The 20,659-nt window shown below is 57.2% G+C and carries 32 protein-coding genes; 31 read left to right on the forward strand and 1 reads right to left on the reverse strand.

Annotated features, from left to right (window positions below):
- The first annotated feature begins 502 nt into the window (after positions 1-502).
- The 31 genes from rpsL to rplQ all read left to right on the forward strand — a co-directional run bounded on the left by rpsL (position 503) and on the right by rplQ (position 20,251).
- Positions 503-874, forward strand: coding sequence for a 30S ribosomal protein S12 (rpsL, locus tag J5276_RS04265; RefSeq protein WP_003507760.1), 372 nt, complete (start codon positions 503-505; stop codon positions 872-874).
- Positions 875-951: 77 nt separating this feature from the next.
- Positions 952-1,422 carry a 30S ribosomal protein S7 gene (rpsG, locus tag J5276_RS04270; protein ID WP_003507761.1) on the forward strand — a complete coding sequence of 157 codons (471 nt, stop codon included), beginning with the start codon at positions 952-954 and terminating at the stop codon, positions 1,420-1,422.
- Positions 1,423-1,456: 34 nt separating this feature from the next.
- Positions 1,457-3,556, forward strand: a complete 2,100-nt coding sequence (gene fusA, locus J5276_RS04275; protein WP_003519335.1) for an elongation factor G — start codon at positions 1,457-1,459, stop codon at positions 3,554-3,556.
- A 66-nt stretch (positions 3,557-3,622) separates the two neighbouring features.
- Complete coding sequence (tuf, locus tag J5276_RS04280; protein ID WP_013636434.1) at positions 3,623-4,798, forward strand: elongation factor Tu; 1,176 nt, start codon at positions 3,623-3,625, stop codon at positions 4,796-4,798.
- Between the two features lie 313 nt (positions 4,799-5,111).
- A complete protein-coding gene (gene rpsJ, locus J5276_RS04285; RefSeq protein ID WP_003507767.1) occupies positions 5,112-5,420 on the forward strand; it encodes a 30S ribosomal protein S10 in 309 nt (102 codons plus the stop codon).
- A 166-nt stretch (positions 5,421-5,586) separates the two neighbouring features.
- Positions 5,587-6,228, forward strand: coding sequence for a 50S ribosomal protein L3 (gene rplC / locus J5276_RS04290; protein ID WP_003516149.1), 642 nt, complete (start codon positions 5,587-5,589; stop codon positions 6,226-6,228).
- Positions 6,229-6,240: 12 nt separating this feature from the next.
- Positions 6,241-6,861 (forward strand): 50S ribosomal protein L4, encoded by a 621-nt coding sequence (gene rplD / locus J5276_RS04295; RefSeq protein ID WP_003516147.1) that lies wholly within the window; start codon positions 6,241-6,243, stop codon positions 6,859-6,861.
- Positions 6,858-7,151, forward strand: coding sequence for a 50S ribosomal protein L23 (locus tag J5276_RS04300; RefSeq protein WP_003495178.1), 294 nt, complete (start codon positions 6,858-6,860; stop codon positions 7,149-7,151). Before rplD ends, J5276_RS04300 begins: the two co-directional genes overlap by 4 nt.
- 43 nt (positions 7,152-7,194) lie before the next feature.
- Positions 7,195-8,031, forward strand: coding sequence for a 50S ribosomal protein L2 (gene rplB, locus J5276_RS04305; protein ID WP_003516146.1), 837 nt, complete (start codon positions 7,195-7,197; stop codon positions 8,029-8,031).
- A 15-nt stretch (positions 8,032-8,046) separates the two neighbouring features.
- Positions 8,047-8,325, forward strand: coding sequence for a 30S ribosomal protein S19 (gene rpsS / locus J5276_RS04310; RefSeq protein WP_003507772.1), 279 nt, complete (start codon positions 8,047-8,049; stop codon positions 8,323-8,325).
- Positions 8,326-8,327: 2 nt separating this feature from the next.
- Entirely contained in the window at positions 8,328-8,717 is a 390-nt protein-coding gene (gene rplV / locus J5276_RS04315) for a 50S ribosomal protein L22 (RefSeq protein ID WP_003495184.1), read from the forward strand.
- Complete coding sequence (gene rpsC, locus J5276_RS04320) at positions 8,717-9,448, forward strand: 30S ribosomal protein S3 (RefSeq protein WP_003516138.1); 732 nt, start codon at positions 8,717-8,719, stop codon at positions 9,446-9,448. Before rplV ends, rpsC begins: the two co-directional genes overlap by 1 nt.
- 38 nt (positions 9,449-9,486) lie before the next feature.
- Positions 9,487-9,900, forward strand: coding sequence for a 50S ribosomal protein L16 (rplP, locus tag J5276_RS04325; RefSeq protein ID WP_003516136.1), 414 nt, complete (start codon positions 9,487-9,489; stop codon positions 9,898-9,900).
- Positions 9,901-9,912: 12 nt separating this feature from the next.
- The gene (gene rpmC / locus J5276_RS04330; protein WP_003495193.1) at positions 9,913-10,113 is read left to right on the forward strand and encodes a 50S ribosomal protein L29; all 201 of its coding nucleotides are present in this window, start codon (positions 9,913-9,915) and stop codon (positions 10,111-10,113) included.
- 11 nt (positions 10,114-10,124) lie between these two features.
- Positions 10,125-10,361, forward strand: coding sequence for a 30S ribosomal protein S17 (gene rpsQ / locus J5276_RS04335; RefSeq protein WP_003495195.1), 237 nt, complete (start codon positions 10,125-10,127; stop codon positions 10,359-10,361).
- A 234-nt stretch (positions 10,362-10,595) separates the two neighbouring features.
- Positions 10,596-10,964, forward strand: coding sequence for a 50S ribosomal protein L14 (gene rplN, locus J5276_RS04340; protein ID WP_003495199.1), 369 nt, complete (start codon positions 10,596-10,598; stop codon positions 10,962-10,964).
- A gap of 12 nt (positions 10,965-10,976) precedes the next feature.
- A complete protein-coding gene (rplX, locus tag J5276_RS04345) occupies positions 10,977-11,285 on the forward strand; it encodes a 50S ribosomal protein L24 (protein WP_003516133.1) in 309 nt (102 codons plus the stop codon).
- Positions 11,278-11,832, forward strand: a complete 555-nt coding sequence (gene rplE / locus J5276_RS04350; protein ID WP_003495201.1) for a 50S ribosomal protein L5 — start codon at positions 11,278-11,280, stop codon at positions 11,830-11,832. The genes rplX and rplE overlap by 8 nt, the downstream gene beginning before the upstream one ends.
- Before the next feature lie 33 nt (positions 11,833-11,865).
- Complete coding sequence (rpsN, locus tag J5276_RS04355) at positions 11,866-12,171, forward strand: 30S ribosomal protein S14 (RefSeq protein ID WP_003495202.1); 306 nt, start codon at positions 11,866-11,868, stop codon at positions 12,169-12,171.
- Positions 12,172-12,183: 12 nt separating this feature from the next.
- Complete coding sequence (gene rpsH, locus J5276_RS04360; RefSeq protein WP_003516131.1) at positions 12,184-12,582, forward strand: 30S ribosomal protein S8; 399 nt, start codon at positions 12,184-12,186, stop codon at positions 12,580-12,582.
- 43 nt (positions 12,583-12,625) lie between these two features.
- Positions 12,626-13,159 carry a 50S ribosomal protein L6 gene (gene rplF, locus J5276_RS04365; protein WP_003516129.1) on the forward strand — a complete coding sequence of 178 codons (534 nt, stop codon included), beginning with the start codon at positions 12,626-12,628 and terminating at the stop codon, positions 13,157-13,159.
- Positions 13,160-13,171: 12 nt separating this feature from the next.
- Complete coding sequence (rplR, locus tag J5276_RS04370; protein WP_003516127.1) at positions 13,172-13,534, forward strand: 50S ribosomal protein L18; 363 nt, start codon at positions 13,172-13,174, stop codon at positions 13,532-13,534.
- A gap of 218 nt (positions 13,535-13,752) precedes the next feature.
- Positions 13,753-14,322: a 30S ribosomal protein S5 gene (gene rpsE / locus J5276_RS04375; RefSeq protein ID WP_003516126.1), complete on the forward strand. Its 570-nt coding sequence runs from the start codon at positions 13,753-13,755 to the stop codon at positions 14,320-14,322.
- Positions 14,323-14,333: 11 nt separating this feature from the next.
- A complete protein-coding gene (gene rpmD / locus J5276_RS04380; RefSeq protein WP_003495212.1) occupies positions 14,334-14,540 on the forward strand; it encodes a 50S ribosomal protein L30 in 207 nt (68 codons plus the stop codon).
- Positions 14,541-14,556: 16 nt separating this feature from the next.
- Positions 14,557-15,036 carry a 50S ribosomal protein L15 gene (rplO, locus tag J5276_RS04385; protein WP_003516125.1) on the forward strand — a complete coding sequence of 160 codons (480 nt, stop codon included), beginning with the start codon at positions 14,557-14,559 and terminating at the stop codon, positions 15,034-15,036.
- A gap of 333 nt (positions 15,037-15,369) precedes the next feature.
- Positions 15,370-16,710, forward strand: coding sequence for a preprotein translocase subunit SecY (gene secY, locus J5276_RS04390; RefSeq protein WP_174011585.1), 1,341 nt, complete (start codon positions 15,370-15,372; stop codon positions 16,708-16,710).
- Entirely contained in the window at positions 16,707-17,297 is a 591-nt protein-coding gene (locus J5276_RS04395; protein WP_003516123.1) for an adenylate kinase, read from the forward strand. The genes secY and J5276_RS04395 overlap by 4 nt, the downstream gene beginning before the upstream one ends.
- 307 nt (positions 17,298-17,604) lie before the next feature.
- Complete coding sequence (gene rpsM / locus J5276_RS04400) at positions 17,605-17,973, forward strand: 30S ribosomal protein S13 (RefSeq protein WP_003516122.1); 369 nt, start codon at positions 17,605-17,607, stop codon at positions 17,971-17,973.
- 138 nt (positions 17,974-18,111) lie between these two features.
- On the forward strand, positions 18,112-18,501 hold the full coding sequence (gene rpsK, locus J5276_RS04405) for a 30S ribosomal protein S11 (protein WP_003495225.1): 390 nt from the start codon (positions 18,112-18,114) through the stop codon (positions 18,499-18,501).
- A 195-nt stretch (positions 18,502-18,696) separates the two neighbouring features.
- Positions 18,697-19,707 carry a DNA-directed RNA polymerase subunit alpha gene (locus J5276_RS04410; RefSeq protein WP_003516121.1) on the forward strand — a complete coding sequence of 337 codons (1,011 nt, stop codon included), beginning with the start codon at positions 18,697-18,699 and terminating at the stop codon, positions 19,705-19,707.
- A gap of 118 nt (positions 19,708-19,825) precedes the next feature.
- Positions 19,826-20,251, forward strand: coding sequence for a 50S ribosomal protein L17 (rplQ, locus tag J5276_RS04415; protein WP_003495230.1), 426 nt, complete (start codon positions 19,826-19,828; stop codon positions 20,249-20,251).
- A 79-nt stretch (positions 20,252-20,330) separates the two neighbouring features.
- Here rplQ and J5276_RS04420 read toward each other — a convergent pair whose 3' ends face one another.
- Positions 20,331-20,654, reverse strand: coding sequence for a hypothetical protein (locus tag J5276_RS04420; protein ID WP_255609923.1), 324 nt, complete (start codon positions 20,652-20,654; stop codon positions 20,331-20,333).
- Positions 20,655-20,659: the final 5 nt, after the last annotated feature.

Below are 20,659 nucleotides of genomic sequence, written 5' to 3' on the forward strand. Positions count from 1 at the left end.
AGTATGCGGGCCGGACGGAATCGGTCTTGCGCGCGGCGGTGCCAGCTCCGGCCCGCTTGAGGGAATCAATAGACGGATTTTGTGAAAAGCCAAAGGCCGGAGGTCAAAATCGCTGTTGCCGGCTGCGACTTATGTTAGAAGGAGAGGGCAAAGGGCCTGTGCGCAGGCTTTGTGGCCGCGGGTGCCAGCGCAAAATGCGGATTCGCCCTTGACGAAAGCTGGCTAAAACAGTAGTACGCCCGCCATCGGAGCCTCTATCTGTGCTGGCCGTTCGGAAACGTTTTTCCCGGACATCATCTCAAATGAAGCTTCATTGCACGTAGAAGACACGAATGTTGCACGCAAGACGCCTCATCCGGCGTCCTCTGCTCTTGGTGGTCCATCCGTGAAAACGGATCGGGCCACGTTTTGCGCATGAGGATATATGCGTGCTTCGTCGCCGGAAACGGCATAGCCGCCACCCGTGAGGGTGGCTAAAGTAGTTTTTGCAAGGGATGGTTATATGCCTACCGTAAACCAGCTGATCCGTAAGCCCCGCCAGGCACAGGTAAAGCGCAACAAGGTTCCTGCACTTCAGGAAAACCCGCAGAAGCGTGGTGTTTGCACCCGCGTTTACACGACGACCCCGAAGAAGCCGAACTCGGCTCTGCGTAAGGTTGCCAAGATCCGTCTCACCAACGGCTTCGAAGTCATTGGCTACATTCCCGGCGAAGGTCACAACCTTCAGGAACACTCCGTGGTCATGATCCGCGGCGGCCGCGTGAAGGACTTGCCGGGTGTGCGTTACCACATCATCCGCGGTGTTCTCGATACCCAGGGCGTCAAGAACCGCAAGCAGCGCCGTTCGAAGTACGGTGCGAAGCGTCCGAAGTAATTTTCGGCAACAACAATCAGGCGCTGCGCGAGGTTCTCCGCGTGGTTTAGCGTCAATAACATTGAGAGACAAAGAATATGTCCCGTCGCCATAGTGCAGAAAAGCGTGAGATCAACCCGGACCCGAAGTTCGGCGATCTGGTCGTCACCAAGTTCATGAATGCCATCATGCTTCACGGCAAGAAGTCCGTCGCGGAAAGCATCGTTTACGGCGCGTTCGACGTCGTTCAGGGCAAGACGAAGCAGGAGCCGCTAGGCGTGTTCCACTCCGCCCTCGACAACGTTGCTCCGCACGTTGAAGTGCGTTCGCGTCGCGTTGGCGGTGCTACGTATCAGGTCCCGGTCGACGTTCGTCCGGAGCGCCGTCAGGCTCTCGCCATCCGCTGGCTGATCACTGCTGCTCGCAAGCGTAACGAAACGACCATGGTCGATCGCCTCTCCGGCGAACTCATGGACGCTGCGAACAACCGCGGTTCCGCCGTCAAGAAGCGTGAAGACACGCACAAGATGGCCGACGCAAACCGCGCATTCTCGCATTACCGCTGGTAATCTTAAACGGTCGCATATCGAAAGGCAGTCCATTATGGCTCGCGAATATAAAATCGAAGACTACCGCAATTTCGGTATCATGGCGCATATCGACGCCGGTAAGACGACGACCACCGAGCGTATTCTTTATTACACCGGTAAGTCGCACAAGATCGGCGAAGTTCATGATGGCGCTGCCACGATGGACTGGATGGAACAGGAGCAGGAACGTGGTATCACCATCACGTCCGCTGCGACCACGACCTTCTGGAAGGGTCGCGACGGCAAGATGCGCCGTTTCAACATCATCGACACCCCCGGCCACGTTGACTTCACCATTGAAGTCGAGCGTTCGCTGCGCGTTCTCGACGGTGCCATCGCTCTTCTCGACGCCAACGCCGGTGTAGAGCCGCAGACGGAAACCGTCTGGCGTCAGGCTGAGAAGTACAACGTTCCGCGTATGATCTTCTGCAACAAGATGGACAAGACCGGTGCTGACTTCTACCGCTCGGTAGAAATGATCAAGACCCGTCTCGGCGCTACCGCCGTTGTCATGCAGCTGCCGATCGGCGCTGAGACCGAGTTCAAGGGCGTTATCGACCTGATCGAGATGAACGCACTCATCTGGCGCGACGAATCGCTCGGCGCTCAGTGGGACGTCGTCGAAATTCCTGAAGACATGAAGGCCAAGGCTGAAGAATATCGCGAAAAGCTGATCGAGACCGTTGTCGAGATCGACGAAGAAGCGATGGAAGACTACCTGAACGGCATCATGCCCGACAACGAGAAGATCCGTTCGCTCGTTCGCCGCGGCACCATCGACGTGAAGTTCCACCCGATGTTCTGCGGTACCGCGTTCAAGAACAAGGGCGTTCAGCCGCTTCTCGACGCCGTCGTCGACTACCTGCCTTCGCCGCTGGACATTCCCGCGATCAAGGGCATCGACTTCAAGACCGAAGCCGAAATCGAGCGTCATGCCGATGACAGCGAGCCGCTTTCCATGCTCGCGTTCAAGATCATGAACGACCCCTTCGTCGGTTCGCTGACCTTCGCCCGCATCTACTCCGGCAAGCTTGAAAAGGGCACGTCGGTCATCAACACGGTCAAGGACAAGCGCGAGCGCGTCGGCCGTATGCTGCAGATGCATTCCAACAGCCGTGAAGACATCGAAGAAGCCTTTGCCGGCGACATCGTTGCTCTGGCTGGCCTCAAGGAAACCACCACTGGCGATACGCTCTGCGATCCGCTGAAGCCGGTTATCCTCGAGCGCATGGAATTCCCCGAGCCGGTCATCCAGATCGCCATCGAGCCGAAGACCAAGGGCGACCAGGAAAAGATGGGCCTCGCGCTCAACCGCCTGGCTGCTGAAGATCCTTCGTTCCGCGTCAAGACGGATGAAGAATCCGGTCAGACGATCATCGCAGGCATGGGTGAACTTCACCTCGACATCCTCGTTGACCGTATGCGTCGCGAGTTCAAGGTTGAAGCAACCGTTGGTGCTCCGCAGGTTGCCTACCGCGAAACCATCACGCGTCAGCACGAAGAAGACTATACGCACAAGAAGCAGTCCGGTGGTACCGGTCAGTTTGCTCGCGTGAAGATCATCTTCGAACCGAACCCTGAAGGCGAAGAATTCAAGTTCGAATCCAAGATCGTCGGCGGTGCTGTTCCGAAGGAATACATCCCGGGCGTTCAGAAGGGTATCGAAAGCGTTCTGTCTTCCGGTCCGCTTGCTGGCTTCCCGATGCTGGGCGTCAAGGCGACCCTGATCGACGGCGCATACCACGATGTCGACTCCTCGGTTCTGGCGTTCGAAATCGCATCGCGTGCCTGCTTCCGTGAAGCAGCAAAGAAGGCTGGTGCACAGCTTCTCGAGCCGATGATGAAGGTCGAAGTCGTCACCCCTGAAGATTACGTCGGTGACGTGATTGGCGATCTGAACTCGCGTCGCGGTCAGATCCAGGGTCAGGAATCGCGTGGCATCACCATCGTGATCAGCGCACACGTTCCGCTCGCGAACATGTTCAAGTACGTCGACAACCTGCGCTCCATGTCGCAGGGCCGCGCGCAGTACTCGATGACGTTCGATCACTATTCGCCGGTTCCGTCGAACGTGGCGCAGGAAATCCAGGCAAAGTACTCCGGTCAGAAGTGATCGGGGTACGCCCCATCAGAGATTTGAAGATTATTCCCCTCAAGGGACAAGAATGGAGAGCCACTAATGGCAAAGAGCAAGTTTGAGCGCAATAAGCCGCACGTCAACATTGGCACGATCGGTCACGTCGACCACGGCAAGACGTCGTTGACTGCTGCGATCACGAAGTATTTCGGCGAGTTCAAGGCGTACGACCAGATCGACGCTGCTCCTGAAGAAAAGGCTCGCGGCATCACGATCTCGACGGCGCACGTCGAATACGAAACGCCGAACCGTCACTACGCACACGTCGACTGCCCCGGCCACGCCGACTACGTGAAGAACATGATCACCGGTGCTGCCCAGATGGACGGCGCGATCCTGGTTTGCTCTGCAGCTGACGGCCCGATGCCGCAGACGCGCGAGCACATCCTGCTTGCTCGCCAGGTTGGCGTTCCGGCGATCGTCGTGTTCCTCAACAAGGTCGACCAGGTTGACGACGCCGAGCTTCTCGAGCTCGTCGAACTGGAAGTTCGCGAACTTCTGTCGTCCTACGACTTCCCGGGCGACGATATCCCGATCGTCAAGGGTTCGGCACTTGCTGCTCTTGAAGATTCCGACAAGAAGATCGGTGAAGACGCAATCCGCGAGCTGATGGCTGCTGTTGACGCCTACATCCCGACGCCTGAGCGTCCGATCGACCAGCCGTTCCTGATGCCGATCGAAGACGTGTTCTCGATCTCTGGCCGTGGTACGGTTGTGACGGGTCGCGTTGAGCGCGGTATCGTCAAGGTTGGTGAAGAAGTCGAAATCGTCGGCATTCGTCCGACGTCGAAGACGACGGTTACCGGCGTTGAAATGTTCCGCAAGCTGCTCGACCAGGGCCAGGCTGGCGACAACATCGGTGCTCTCGTTCGCGGCGTTACCCGTGACGGCGTTGAGCGTGGCCAGATCCTGTGCAAGCCGGGTTCGGTCAAGCCGCACAAGAAGTTCATGGCAGAAGCCTACATCCTGACGAAGGAAGAAGGCGGCCGTCATACGCCGTTCTTCACGAACTACCGTCCGCAGTTCTACTTCCGTACGACTGACGTTACCGGTATCGTTTCGCTTCCAGAAGGCACGGAAATGGTTATGCCTGGCGACAACGTGACTGTTGAAGTCGAGCTGATCGTTCCGATCGCGATGGAAGAAAAGCTGCGCTTCGCTATCCGCGAAGGCGGCCGTACCGTCGGCGCCGGCATCGTCGCTTCTATCGTCGAGTAATTTCACGACGTTGAAATTCAGACCGGCGGCGGTGTTACCCACACCGCCGCCGGGCTTTTAGTAAAAAAGCCTGGCGGCGTTGCATTTTTAGTGCTTGAAAAATTCGGTGAAAGCGCGTAAACGCGCATTCACACTCACCCGCTGGATTCGCAAGCAATTGCGGAGCGCGGTGTTTTAGCAATACAGACTACTGAAATGATTGGGGTGCGACGCGCATCCCTCTCGATTTTTGAAAATCTGCGGCGCCACGATCAATAGAAGTTCATGTGTTTCCGCGTGCGGAAATGAATAACAAAGAACAAGGACAAGACGAATGAACGGCCAGAATATCCGTATCCGCCTCAAGGCGTTCGATCACCGGATCCTCGATGCCTCTACCCGTGAAATCGTGTCGACCGCAAAGCGCACCGGCGCCAGCGTTCGCGGCCCGGTTCCGCTCCCCACCCGCATCGAAAAGTTTACCGTCAACCGCTCTCCTCACGTTGATAAGAAGAGCCGTGAACAGTTCGAAATGCGGACGCACAAGCGTCTTCTCGATATCGTTGACCCCACCCCGCAGACCGTCGATGCTCTGATGAAGCTCGACCTGGCTGCCGGCGTTGACGTGGAAATCAAGCTCTAAGACTGGCCTGACCTCATCCAAGTGAGGGCCATATAACAAGGAAGGTACGTGGAGAAATCCAACGGCTTCCAATCCGGAGACCGGAAACATCGTGAGATGTCGAAGGGCACTCCTTAACAAAGGCCAAAAAGGGTTTTCCCTTCAAGGCTCGCAAGAGGATGAACCAATGCGTTCAGGTGTGATTGCACAGAAAGTGGGTATGACCCGCGTCTACAACGACGCTGGTGAACATATTCCAGTAACAGTATTGCGGATGGATAACGTACAAGTCGTTTCCCAGCGCACGGAAGACAAGAATGGCTACACCGCAGTTCAGCTCGGTGCCGGCCAGTCCAAGGTCAAAAACACGACGAAGGCGCTTCGCGGTCATTTTGCCGCTGCCAATGTCGAACCGAAAGCAAAGCTCGTCGAGTTCCGGGTTTCCCCCGAGAACCTGATCGATATCGGTGCAACACTGACCGCAACTCATTTTCAGGCCGGCCAGCTGGTCGACGTAACGGGAACCACGATCGGTAAGGGTTTTGCCGGTGCTATGAAGCGTCACAACTTCGGTGGTGGTCGCGCTTCGCACGGTAACTCCGTATCGCACCGTGCGCACGGTTCGACTGGTAACAACCAGGATCCGGGCCGCGTGTGGAAGGGCAAGCGCATGGCTGGTCATATGGGCCAGACGCGCGTTACGACCCAGAACCTCGAAGTCGTTTCGACCGATGAAGACCGTGGCCTGATCCTCGTTAAGGGTGCAGTTCCCGGTTCCAAGGGCGCCTGGATCATCGTCCGCGACGCCGTCAAGTCGGCCGCGAAGTAAGGGAGCCTTATCATGGAATTGAACGTCAAGACCCTCGAGGGAAAAGACGCCGGCAAGGTTTCTCTGTCGGACGAGATTTTCGGCCTCGATCCCCGTCAGGATATCCTGGCCCGTATGGTTCGCTGGCAGCTTGCAAAGAAGCAGCAGGGAACGCACAAGACCAAGACCCGTGCGGAAGTTTCCCGTACTGGTGCGAAGATGTACAAGCAGAAGGGTACGGGCCGCGCTCGTCACCATTCGGCTCGCGCACCGCAGTTCCGCGGCGGCGGCAAGGCCCACGGCCCGGTCGTTCGCAGCCACGCACACGACCTTCCCAAGAAGGTTCGCGCGCTTGCTCTGCGTCACGCCCTGTCTGCAAAGCTGAAGGCTGAAGATCTGATCATCGTCGATCAGCTCGTCGCGTCCGAAGCAAAGACCAAGGCTCTGCTGGGCAGCTTCGCTTCGCTTGGCCTGACCAACGCTCTCGTTATCGGTGGCGCAGAACTTGATGGCAACTTCAAGCTCGCAGCTCAGAACATCCCGAATGTGGACGTTCTGCCGGTTCAGGGCATCAATGTTTACGACATCCTGCGTCGTGGTAAGCTCGTGCTTTCCAAGGCTGCTGTAGAGGCTCTGGAGGAGCGGTTCAAATGACGGATCTTCGCCACTACGATGTGATCGTATCTCCTTCGATCACGGAAAAGTCGACGCTGGTATCCGAACAGAACCAGGTCGTATTCAACGTCGCCAAAAGCGCTTCCAAGCCTGAAATCAAGGCTGCCGTGGAAGCTCTCTTCGGCGTCAAAGTCACGGCTGTGAACACGCTTATCCGCAAGGGTAAGACCCGTCGTTTCCGTGGGTTCGCCGGTAAGCTGAAAGACGTCAAGAAAGCCGTCGTTACGCTCGCCGAAGGTCAATCCATCGACGTGTCCACCGGACTCTAAAGGTTAGGCCCAAGCGGGCAAAGACCCAAAAGGGAACAAGAATATGGCATTGAAAAGTTTCAATCCGACCACGCCAAGCCAGCGTCAGCTGGTTATCGTGGACCGCGCTTCGCTCTACAAGGGCAAGCCGGTAAAGGCTCTCACCCAGGGCCTCAGCTCCAAGGGTGGCCGCAACAACCAGGGCCGGATCACCGTCCGGTTCCAGGGTGGTGGTCACAAGCGGACCTACCGTCTGGTGGACTTCAAGCGTCGCAAGTTCGACGTTGAAGGCACCGTTGAACGTTTGGAATACGACCCCAACCGCACCGCGTTCATCGCGCTGGTTACGTATACCGACGGCGAACAGGCTTACATTCTCGCGCCACAGCGTCTCGCTGCCGGTGACAAGGTGATCGCCTCCGACAAGGCAGTGGACGTGAAGCCCGGCAACACCATGCCGCTTCAGTACATTCCGGTCGGTTCGATCATCCACAACGTCGAGATGAAGCCAGGTAAAGGCGGTCAGATTGCCCGCTCCGCCGGTACGTACGTCCAGCTCGTCGGCCGCGATGCCGGTATGGCTATCCTGCGTCTCAACTCGGGCGAACAGCGTCTGGTGCACGGCTCCTGCCTCGCATCGATCGGCGCAGTTTCGAACTCCGATCACGGCAACACCAACGACGGCAAGGCCGGTCGTTCGCGTTGGCGTGGCAAGCGTCCGCACGTTCGCGGCGTCGTCATGAACCCGGTCGACCACCCGCACGGTGGTGGTGAAGGTCGCACGTCGGGTGGTCGTCACCCGGTTACTCCGTGGGGTAAACCCACGAAGGGCAAGCGCACCCGTTCGAACAAGTCGACCGACAAGTTCATCATGCGTTCGCGCCATCAGCGCAAGAAGTAAGAGGAGAAGTCTCAAGTGGCTCGTTCAGTTTGGAAAGGTCCGTTTGTTGACGGCTATCTTCTCACTAAGGCTGAGAAGGTGCGCGAAAGCGGACGCAATGAAGTAATCAAGATCTGGAGCCGTCGCTCCACGATCCTGCCGCAGTTCGTCGGATTGACGTTTGGCGTCTACAACGGCAGCAAGCATGTGCCCGTCTCTGTCAATGAAGACATGGTCGGACACAAGTTCGGTGAATTCTCTCCGACCCGTACCTATTACGGTCACGGCGCGGACAAGAAGGCAAAGAGGAAGTAATCATGGCGAAGGCTAAGACCGAACGCCGGCTGAAGGACAATGAGGCTCAGGCCATTGCCCGTACGCTCCGCGTCAGCCCCCAGAAACTGAACCTGGTTGCCGCTCTTATCCGTGGCAAGAAGGTTGATCGCGCTCTCGCCGAGCTCGAATTCTCCCGCAAGCGCATCGCAGGGACCGTCAAGAAGACGCTCGAATCTGCGATTGCCAATGCGGAAAACAACCATGACCTCGACGTCGACGCTCTCGTCGTCGCCGAGGCCTATGTTGGCAAGTCCATCACCATGAAGCGTTTCCACGCTCGTGGCCGTGGTCGTGCATCCCGCATTGAAAAGCCGTTCTCTCACCTCACGATCGTTGTTCGTGAAGTTGAGGAAAAAGGGGAGGCCGCATAATGGGTCAGAAAATCAATCCGATCGGCTTCCGCCTCGGCATCAACCGTACCTGGGATAGCCGCTGGTACGCTGACACCGCTGAATACGGCAAGCTGCTGCATGAAGACCTGAAGATCCGGGCTTACCTGATCAAGGAACTCAAGCAGGCCGGTATCGCCAAGGTGGTCATCGAGCGTCCGCACAAGAAGTGCCGCGTTACGATCCATTCGGCTCGTCCGGGTCTCATCATCGGCAAGAAGGGCGCGGACATCGAGAAGCTTCGTAAGAAGCTTTCCGAGATGACCAACTCCGAAACGCACCTCAACATCGTTGAAGTGCGCAAGCCGGAAATCGACGCGACTCTCGTCGCTCAGTCGATCGCCCAGCAGCTCGAGCGCCGCGTGGCTTTCCGCCGTGCGATGAAGCGTTCGGTTCAGTCCGCAATGCGTCTTGGCGCCGAAGGCATCAAGATCACCTGCGGTGGCCGTCTCGGTGGCGCCGAAATCGCTCGTACCGAATGGTACCGCGAAGGACGCGTTCCGTTGCACACGCTGCGTGCGGACATCGACTACGGCACAGCTGAAGCGGAAACCGCGTTCGGCATCTGCGGCATCAAGGTCTGGATCTTCAAGGGCGAAATCCTTGAGCACGATCCGATGGCTTCTGAACGTCGTGGTCTCGAAGGCGATGCTCAGGGCCCTGCAAGCCGTGAGCGTGGCGATCGTCCCGATCGTCGTCGCGAAAACGCTTGATTGACGCTGGCGAAAGATAAGCTCGGAGAAGTAAGAAAATGTTGCAGCCAAAGCGTACTAAGTACCGCAAGCAGTTCAAGGGACGCATCAAGGGCGTCGCCAAGGGCGGCTTTGACCTGGCATTCGGTGAATTCGGCTTGAAGTCGCAGGAACCGAACCGCGTGAACGCACGCGAGATCGAAGCGGCCCGCCGCGCGATCACGCGTTACATGAAGCGCGCAGGTCGTGTGTGGATCCGCGTATTCCCTGACGTTCCGGTAACGGCAAAGCCGACCGAAGTTCGTATGGGTAAGGGCAAGGGTTCGGTCGAATACTGGGCATGCAAGGTCAAGCCCGGTCGTATGATGTTCGAGATCGACGGTGTGTCCGAGGAGATCGCCCGCGAGGCGCTTCGTCTCGGCGCTGCCAAGCTCTCGGTCAAGACGCGCTTCGTACAGCGCATCGCAGAGTAAGGAGCAAGGCACATGAAAGCCGATGAAGTTCGCGGCCTCAGCGCCGACCAGCTCAAGGACAAGCTCGCCGATCTGAAGAAGGAGCAGTTCAACCTGCGCTTCCAGAAGGCGACTGGCCAGCTGGAGAAGTCCTCGCGCATCAACGAAGTCCGCAAGGACATCGCCCGCGTTAAAACCATTGCCCGCCAGAAGGCGGCAGAAGCCAAGGCCTAAGGAAAAATAATATGCCGAAACGCATTCTGCAGGGCGTCGTAGTGTCCGACAAGAACGAGAAGACTGTTGTAGTCCGGGTTGAGCGCCGATTCGCTCACCCGCTGCTCCAGAAGACCGTTCGCCGTTCGAAGAAGTACAAGGCACACGACGAAAACAATCAGTATAAGGTCGGCGATGTCGTTTCCATCGAGGAATGCGCACCGATCTCCAAGGACAAGCGCTGGACGGTCGTTTCCGCCCAGGCTTAATTTCATCAGAATCGCGCCAGGTCTCTTGTACTTGGCGCGAAATACTGTATGAAGCACCGCAAGGACGCTCGTGAATCGAGCGTCTTTTGCTTTGATGCGCACGGAAGGTCCTTCGGGAAACCACCCTGTCACGACATTTCCGCGCAAAAAAAGAGACATTCATAAGCTGGGGCAGGGGGCTCACTCGGGAGAGTTTGCCCAACCGTTCCGGTAACAACAAGAAGGCGACCTGACATGATTCAGATGCAAACAAACCTCGACGTGGCGGATAATTCCGGCGCACGTCGTGTCATGTGCATCAAGGTGCTGGGCGGCTCGAAGCGCAAATATGCTTCTGTTGGCGACATTATTGTCGTTTCCATCAAGGAAGCTATTCCGCGCGGCCGCGTCAAGAAGGGCGATGTGATGAAGGCGGTTGTCGTTCGCACCGCCAAGGACATCCGTCGCGCTGACGGCAGCGTCATCCGTTTCGATAACAACGCAGCCGTTCTTATCGACAACAAGAAAGAGCCCATCGGCACCCGTATCTTCGGACCGGTTCCGCGCGAACTTCGCGCCAAGAACCACATGAAGATCATCTCGCTGGCTCCGGAAGTACTGTAAGGAGCGTATGCGATGCAGAAAATTCGTAAAGGCGACAACGTTGTCGTATTGACCGGTAAGGACAAGGGCCGTACCGGCGAAGTAATCCAGGTTTTGCCGAAGGAAGATCGGGCCGTTGTGCGTGGCGTTAACATGGTGAAGCGTCACCAGCGCCAGACCCAGGCTCAGGAAGCTGGCATCATCAACAAGGAAGCGTCCTTGCACATCTCCAACATTGCCATCGTCGATAAGGATGGCAAGCCGACCCGCGTTGGCTTCACTGTTGTAGACGGCAAGAAGGTCCGCGTGGCCAAGCGTTCGGGAGAAGTGATCGATGGCTGATAAGTACGAGCCGCGTCTCAAGACGGAGTACGTTTCCCGTATCCGTGGCGCCATGCAGGAGAAGTTCTCCTACGCCAACGTGATGATGATCCCGAAGCTTGAAAAGATCGTGATCAACATGGGTGTTGGCGAGGCAACTGCCGACTCCAAGAAGCCAACCATTGCTGCCGGTGACCTGGCTGCGATTGCCGGCCAGAAGCCGGTTGTTACCCGCGCTCGCAACTCGATCGCTGGTTTCAAGGTTCGCGAAGGCATGCCGATCGGCGCGAAGGTTACCCTTCGTGGCGCCCGCATGTATGAATTCCTTGATCGCCTGGTCAACATCGCGCTGCCGCGCGTTCGCGACTTCCGGGGTCTGAACCCGAAGAGCTTTGACGGCCGTGGCAACTTCGCCATGGGCATCAAGGAACACATTGTGTTCCCTGAGATCAACTACGATAAGGTTGATCAGATGTGGGGCATGGACATCATCGTTTGCACGACGGCGACGTCGGACGACGAAGCACGGGCTCTGCTTACAGAGTTCAACTTCCCGTTCCGTCACTAACCGTAACGACGAGCGTAGAAAAGGAACTCCGATATGGCGAAAACAAGCGCAGTTGAAAAGAACAAGCGCCGCCGCAAGTCGGTCGCCCAGCAGGCCACCAAGCGGGCTGCACTGAAGGCGATCGTGATGAACCAGTCCCTTCCGATCGAAGACCGGTTCAAGGCCACTCTGAAGCTCGCTTCGCTGCCGCGTGACGGCTCGAAGACGCGTATCCGCAACCGCTGCGAAGTAACGGGCCGTCCGCGCGCGTTCTATCGCAAACTCAAGATGTCGCGTATCGCGCTTCGTGAGCTGGGCAATTCCGGCAAGGTGCCGGGCATTGTCAAGTCGAGCTGGTAAGGAGACGGGCACATGACCATGACTGATCCTTTGGGTGATATGCTCACCCGCATCCGCAATGGTGCTGCTCGCCGTAAGTCTTCGGTAAGCACGCCTGCTTCCAGCCTCCGCGCACGCGTTCTCGACGTGCTGCAGGCTGAAGGCTACATTCGCGGTTATTCCAAGGTCGATTTCGAAAACGGCAAGGCCGAATTCACGATCGAACTGAAGTACTACGAAGGCGCGTCCGTGATCCGTGAGATCGGCCGCGTTTCCAAGCCGGGCCGCCGAGTTTATGTCTCGGTTAAGTCCATTCCGCAGGTCGCGAACGGCCTCGGCATCACCATCCTTTCGACCCCGAAGGGCGTGATGGCCGATCACCAAGCTCGCGAACAGAACGTTGGTGGCGAGGTTCTTTGCTCGGTCTTCTAAGACCCGAGCACGGATCTCCATAACGAACAGACAGGATTGAACAATGTCTCGTATCGGTAAAAAGCCCGTTCAGGTTCCAGCAGGTGTTACGGCCAATGTCGACGGCCAGAAGGTCACTGCTAAGGGCCCGAAGGGTGAACTGTTTTTCGTCGCTAATGACGACATCCAGCTGAAACTCGAAGATAATGGCGTTTCCGTAACGCCGGCCAACAACACCAAGGAAGCTCGTTCGAAGTGGGGCATGTCCCGCACGATGATCGAGAACATCTTCAAGGGTGTTAAGGACGGCTACGAACGCAAGCTCGAAATCAACGGCGTCGGTTACCGTGCCGCCCTGCAGGGCAAGAACCTGCAGCTGGCTCTCGGTTTCAGCCACGATGTAGTTTACGAGCCTCCGGTCGGCATCACCATTGCCGTTCCGAAGCCGACGGAAATCATCGTTTCCGGCATCAACAAGCAGCAGGTTGGCCAGGTTGCCGCGGAAATCCGCGAATACCGTGGTCCCGAGCCCTACAAGGGCAAGGGCGTGAAGTACGCTGAAGAGCGTATCGTCCGCAAAGAAGGCAAGAAGAAGTAAGGATCACGCGAAATGGCTAGCAGGAAAGAAGCACTTGCACGTCGCGCGAGCCGTGTGCGCCGCCAGATCAAGGCGGTTGCCAATGGCCGCCCGCGCCTGTCGGTTCATCGCTCGTCGAAGAACATCTACGCTCAGATCATCGATGACGTTGCTGGCAAGACGCTTGCGTCTGCCTCCACGCTCGAAGCCGATCTGCGCGGCTCGCTCAAGACCGGCGCCGACGTTGCAGCAGCAGCTGTCGTAGGCAAGCTGGTTGCAGAGCGTGGCGTCAAGGCTGGCGTCAAGGATGTCGTATTCGACCGTGGCGCATTCATCTATCACGGCCGTATCAAGGCTGTGGCAGAAGCTGCCCGCGAAGGCGGTCTGAACTTCTGAGTGCTTGACCCTTTCGATTGTTCGCAATCGGGAGAAAGGGTCACGCACCACTCAAGATCCTGCAGCGTCCTTTGCGTGTCGGTTTCGACACGCGGCGCTGCAGTTTCCGCCCTGAGAACGATCCGGGCGGAATTTCACCGGGCCATGCGGGTCTCTTCATCGAGGCCGGTGGTCTTTTCGTTTGCCGTTCCACCCGTAAAAGAAAAAGGACAAGGACAATGGCACAGGAAAAAAGAGGTTCTCGCGACGACCGCCAGAACCGTGAAGAACGCGATAGCGAATTCGTCGACAAGCTGGTCGCGATCAACCGCGTTGCAAAGGTTGTTAAGGGTGGCCGTCGCTTTGGCTTCGCCGCTCTCGTCGTTGTCGGCGACCAGAAGGGCCGCGTTGGCTTTGGTCACGGCAAGGCTCGCGAAGTTCCGGAAGCCATCCGTAAGGCAACCGAGAGCGCAAAGCGCGATCTGATCTTCGTTCCGCTGCGCGATGGCCGCACGCTGCATCACGACGTCAATGGCCGTCACGGCGCAGGCAAGGTTCTGCTGCGTTCGGCCAAGGCCGGTACCGGTATCATCGCCGGTGGTCCGATGCGCGCTGTTTTCGAAACGCTGGGCGTTCATGACGTTGTTGCCAAGTCGACCGGTTCTTCGAACCCGTACAACATGGTTCGCGCAACGTTCGACGCTCTGAAGCATCAGGTTCATCCGAAGGACATCGCTGCACAGCGTGGTCTCAAGTATGCGACCCTTCAGTCTCGTCGTGCCGCTTCCGGCAACGCTTCTGAAGAATAAGGAGCTGGATCATGGCCAAGAAGACTACTGAAGCCAAAAAGACTGTTACGGTCGAACAGATCGGCAGCCCTATCCGCCGCCCGGCAATCCAGCGTCAGACGCTGGTCGGTCTGGGTCTCAACAAGATGCACCGTCAGCGCACCCTGGAAGATACTCCTGCGGTTCGCGGCATGATCCGTGCGGTCCAGCATCTCGTTCGCGTCGTTGACGAGAAGTGAGACGGAGTAACCTATCATGAAACTCAATGAAATCAGAGACAACGAAGGCTCCACCAAGGACCGCATCCGCGTAGGTCGCGGTATCGGTTCCGGCAAGGGCAAGACCGGTGGTCGCGGTGTGAAGGGTCAGAAGGCTCGTTCGGGCGTCGCCATCAACGGTTTTGAAGGCGGTCAGATGCCAATCTACCGTCGTCTTCCGAAGCGCGGTTTCAACAACATTTTCGCTTCCGAATTTGCTGTTGTATCGCTCGGCCGCATTCAGACCGCCATCGACGCCAAGAAGCTCGACGCTTCCGCAACGATCGATGCTGCTGCTCTCAAGGCTGCTGGCGTTATCCGTCGTACCAAGGACGGCGTTCGCATTCTCGCTGACGGCGAACTGACGAGCAAGGTTGCTTTTGAAGTTGCCGGCGCTTCCAAGCCTGCACTCGAAAAGATTGAGAAGGCTGGCAGCTCTATCAAGCTTCTCGCAGTTGCAGCTGAAGCCTCCGAGTAATATATAGACTTCAGACGCCCGGGGCATAGTCGCTCCGGGCGTTTGCGCTCCCTGGCTTATGGTGCTCTCGATTTAAATCGATTTATTGTGGCATCATGGCAAACTCTTCGCGGTGCAGCTGTTATGCGCGCCACATGCGGCATAAAGTGCCGCAGGGAGAGCCTCACAGTTCTTGAACTTCCTTGAGTGAGGGGATAGGACATAAAAAAACAGGGTGAGGCATGATGGCGGCGCAACGCCGTGTTCGTCCGAAGCCCGTTTTTGAACCGGTATTTTTAGACCTTTCCGCATTGGCCGGTTTCGCTGGCCGGCAAGGGTCATTCGGAGAAATTTATGGCTTCAGCAGCGGAACAACTGGCTTCGAACCTGAATTTTTCGACCTTCGCTAAGGCGGAGGATCTGAAAAAGCGTCTCTGGTTTACTCTTGCCGCACTTCTCGTCTACCGTCTTGGTACCCACATTCCGCTTCCGGGTCTGAACCCCGAAGCCTATGCGCAGGCCTTCCGTGGCCAGGCCAACGGTATTCTCGGTCTTTTCAACATGTTTGCGGGTGGCGCAGTCGAGCGTATGGCGATCTTCGCCCTCGGCATCATGCCTTACATCTCCGCTTCGATCATCGTGCAGCTCATGACCTCGGTCGTGCCTTCGCTCGAAGCGTTGAAGAAGGAAGGCGAAGCCGGACGCAAGATCATCAACCAGTACACGCGCTACGGTACGGTACTGCTTGGCACCCTGCAGGCCTACGGCATCGCTGTCGGCCTTGAGAGCGGCAACGGCCTCGTGGTCGATCCTGGCCTGTTCTTCCGTATTTCCACCGTCATCACGCTGCTCGGCGGCACGATGTTCCTGATGTGGCTTGGCGAACAGATTACCTCGCGCGGCATCGGCAACGGTATTTCGCTCATCATCTTTGCCGGTATTGCCGCAGGTCTGCCCAAGGCGCTTGCCGGCACGCTGGAACTCGGCCGCACTGGTGCGCTGTCGACGACGCTCATCCTCATGGTCGTTATCGTGGCAATCGGCGTCATCGCGCTGATCGTTTTCGTGGAGCGCGCCCAGCGCCGTCTGCTGATACAATATCCGAAACGCCAGGTCGGCAACCGGATGTTCCAGGGCGATACCTCGCATCTGCCGCTGAAGCTCAACACAGCTGGCGTTATTCCCGCGATCTTCGCATCCTCGCTGCTGCTTCTGCCTGCGACGGCTGCCGGTTTTGCCGGAAACACCAACATGCCGGGCTGGGCAACCTCGATCATCGCGTCGCTGCAGCATGGACAGCCGCTGTTCATGGCGCTCTATGGCCTGCTTATCGCGTTCTTTGCATTTTTCTACACGGCTATCGTCTTCAATCCGAAGGACACGGCCGATAACCTCAAGAAGCATGGCGGCTTTATTCCGGGCATTCGTCCGGGCGAGCGCACCGCGGAGTACATCGATTACGTTCTGACCCGTATCACGGTTGTCGGCGCTGTTTATCTTGTCTTCGTGTGTATCCTTCCTGAGACACTTATCGCACGTACGGGCATTCCATTAGCCCTTGGTGGTACTTCGCTTTTGATCGTTGTCAGTGTAACTCTGGACACGGTTGCGCAAATTCAGGGACACCTGATCGCGCAGCAGTATGAAGGACTGATCAAGAAGTCGAAGTTGCGTGGAGGAAAGAGGGGACGATGAGACTGATATTTTTAGGTCCGCCGGGTGCGGGCAAGGGAACCCAGGCCAAACGCCTGACTGACAAGTACGGGATCCCGCAGCTTTCCACCGGTGACATGCTTCGCGCTGCGGTTAGCGCGGGCACGGAAATAGGCAAGCGCGCCAAGGCCGTCATGGACGCCGGCGGGCTGGTTTCCGACGATATCGTCAATCAGATCGTTTCCGAACGCATCGAAGCTCCGGACTGTGCCAAGGGTTTCATTCTCGATGGCTATCCGCGCACCGTTCCGCAGGCCAAGGCGCTTGCCGAGAACATGCACAAGAAGAACGTTGCCCTCGATGCCGTCATCGAACTGAAGGTGGACGAGGAGGCGCTGATTCGCCGAATCGAAAATCGCGTTGCAGAGACCATCGCTGCCGGTGGCACGGTTCGTTCCGACGACAATCCGGAAGCCTTCCGCAAGCGGTTGACGGAGTATCGCGAGAAGACTGCGCCGCTGTCGCAATATTACAGCGAGCAGGGTGAACTTGTGACACTGGATGGCATGGCTGATGTCGATGCCGTCACCGCGGCCATCGAACGGGTTCTGGAAAAGGCCTCGGCCTGATGGTTGGAGCGGGATGGTGAAAACCGCAGGCGGTTTTCCCGGCAAATCCTGTGCTCCTGATACGGCGTATCCTTTGGATCGCAAAAGAATCTTGGCGGAGCCGGTTGCTTTTTAGCGCTGATTCCGTTAAACACCGCGCCAACTCGCGACATCCCAAGCGACTGGCGCGGATTTCCCTTAAGGGAGGGAAATCCGGGTTCGGTCGTTTTGACTTGTCACGGACATCAATTTTGAACTGGCGGTCGTGTCGGCCGCTCGAATGGAATCACCACTTGCCGGATGGCAACTGGAACCAAGGAGAAAAGACGTGGCACGTATCGCTGGCGTCAACATCCCGACTGCAAAGCGCGTTGTTATTGCGCTGACGTATATTCACGGGATTGGTCCGAAATTCGCGCAGGAAATCATGGACAAGGTCGGTCTTCCGGCTGACAAGCGCGTTCATCAGCTTACGGATGCTGAAGTTCTTCAGATCCGCGAAGCAATCGACCGCGACTATCAGGTCGAAGGCGATCTTCGTCGCGAGACCTCGATGAACATCAAGCGTCTGATGGACCTCGGCTGCTACCGCGGCCTGCGTCACCGTCGTGGCCTTCCGGTCCGCGGTCAGCGCACGCACACCAACGCCCGCACCCGTAAGGGTCCGGCGAAGGCTATCGCTGGTAAGAAGAAGTAATTTTCCGGTTCTCCGGAAAGGAGAGGCTGGTGCGGTCTGCGCCAGCCTTTCTGAGTTTGGCGTGAAGCTCGTAAACGGGTCGATCGCCGGTGTAGCCGCTGGTGTTACGGCGGTGAAGAGATCAATGAAAGGTATAAAATGGCCAAGGAAGCCGCACGCGTTCGCCGTCGCGAACGTAAAAATATCACGTCGGGCGTCGCGCATGTCAACTCGACCTTCAACAACACGATGATCACCATCACCGACGCACAGGGCAATGCTATTGCTTGGTCGTCTGCTGGTGCCAAGGGCTTCAAGGGTTCGCGCAAGTCGACCCCGTTTGCTGCCCAGATCGCTGCTGAAGATTGCGCGAAGAAGGCTCAGGAACACGGCATGAAGTCGCTTGAAGTTGAAGTTTGCGGTCCGGGTTCCGGCCGTGAATCGGCACTTCGCGCTCTGCAGGCTGCCGGTTTCATGATCACTTCCATTCGCGACGTGACGCCGATCCCGCACAACGGTTGCCGTCCGCGCAAGAAGCGCCGCGTCTGACGCGACCGTGGTTCGGAAATTCCGCCTTTCCTTCGGTCTGGCGGAATTTTCGTGTATCTGGCGTGTGCGCGTCGATTTCGATCGACGGACTTGCGCTCAAGAACCCACTGATGAACCGCGGAATTAGGTTCCTCTCAGTGTTTTCATGCTCGGTCCGTCACGATTGGATGGTGGCGGCGAACGGAAGGTTTAAAGATGATTCAGAAGAACTGGCAGGAACTTATCAAGCCGAACAAGGTCGAGTTCACCTCGTCCAGCCGCACCAAGGCAACGCTCGTTGCCGAGCCGCTGGAGCGTGGTTTCGGTCTTACCCTCGGCAACGCGCTGCGTCGCGTTCTGTTGTCTTCTCTGCGTGGTGCCGCTGTTACGGCCGTGCAGATCGACGGTGTCCTGCACGAATTCTCCTCCATCCCCGGCGTTCGGGAAGATGTGACGGATATCGTGCTCAACATCAAGGAAATCGCCATCAAGATGGATGGTGACGATTCCAAGCGCATGGTCGTGCGCAAGCAGGGTCCGGGTTCGGTAACCGCTGGTGACATCCAGACGGTTGGCGACATCGAGATCCTGAACCCCGACCACGTGATCTGCACGCTGGACGAAGGCGCTGAAATCCGCATGGAATTCACCGTCAACAACGGCAAGGGTTACGTACCGGCTGAGCGCAACCGCGCGGAAGATGCCCCGATTGGCCTCATTCCGGTGGACAGCCTGTATTCTCCGGTCAAGAAAGTGTCCTACAAGGTGGAAAACACCCGTGAAGGTCAGGTTCTCGACTATGACAAGCTGATCATGACGATCGAGACCAACGGTTCGGTTTCCGGCGAAGACGCCGTTGCCTTCGCCGCTCGCATTCTTCAGGACCAGCTCGGCGTCTTCGTCAACTTCGACGAGCCGCAGAAGGAAGCAGAAGAAGAATCGGTTACCGAACTCGCGTTCAACCCGGCGCTTCTCAAGAAGGTCGACGAGCTGGAACTGTCCGTTCGTTCGGCAAACTGCCTGAAGAACGACAACATCGTCTATATCGGCGACCTGATCCAGAAGACCGAAGCCGAAATGCTTCGCACGCCGAACTTTGGTCGCAAGTCGCTGAACGAAATCAAGGAAGTTCTCGCTTCCATGGGTCTGCACCTCGGTATGGAAGTACCGGCATGGCCGCCTGAGAACATCGAAGATCTCGCCAAGCGTTACGAAGACCAATACTAACAAACAAGAAGGCAGACCTTAAAGACTGCCTTTCCCCGTCAAACAGCAGATAAGTCATCTGCATGTGCCAGGAAACGGCAGGCCTTAGAGAAGGCACCTGCGTAGAAGGAGAATAGCAATGCGCCACGGTAATTCAGGCCGCAAGCTCAATAGAACCGCCAGCCACCGCAAGGCAATGTTTGCCAACATGGCTGCTTCGCTCATCACCCATGAGCAGATCGTCACCACCCTTCCTAAGGCGAAGGAAATCCGTCCGATCGTCGAGCGTCTCGTGACGCTTGGCAAGCGCGGCGACCTGCACGCTCGTCGTCAGGCGATCTCGCAGATCAAGGATCAGGACGCTGTTCGCAAGCTGTTCGACGCAATCGCTTCGCGTTACGCAACCCGCAACGGCGGCTACCTGCGCATCATGAAGGCTGGCTTCCGCCAGGGCGACAACGCGGCTCTGGCCGTTGTTGAATTCGTCGAGCGTGACGTTGACGCCAAGGGCGCAGCCGACAAGGCTCGCGTTGCTGCGGAAGCTGCTGCTGCCGAAGCTGCGTAAGGTCTGACGCCGTTCAGGCGTCGTGAATTAAAAAGCCGGGTGAGAAATCACCCGGCTTTTTTATTTTCCAAAAGAATAGTCATGAACGACGCAGATAGTAACCGTCAGTGCCGTCGTCACCTTCGATCAACTCGACTGTCCGATTGAGAAGCCATCTAGTTCCCTTACCTTCGGCACCAAATTCAGCATTGGATGTGTTCCAAAGATCTCCAATCAAGCTATCTGAAACATCAGAGCGCAACAGGGATGCAAGGAATGTATTGAGCTCGTTTCGCTCCTTTTTGGTTAAGTGATACAAACCTAAAAGTAAGACGCCATCCAAGCTTTCGAACATTTCGAAGTCTTGGATCATATAGCCTGTAAATTTCGGGAATACGGGCGCGGGTGTAATGGTCTTTTTCACAATAT

Source organism: Agrobacterium sp. S7/73, from assembly GCF_019355535.1.
GTDB lineage: Bacteria > Pseudomonadota > Alphaproteobacteria > Rhizobiales > Rhizobiaceae > Agrobacterium > Agrobacterium tumefaciens.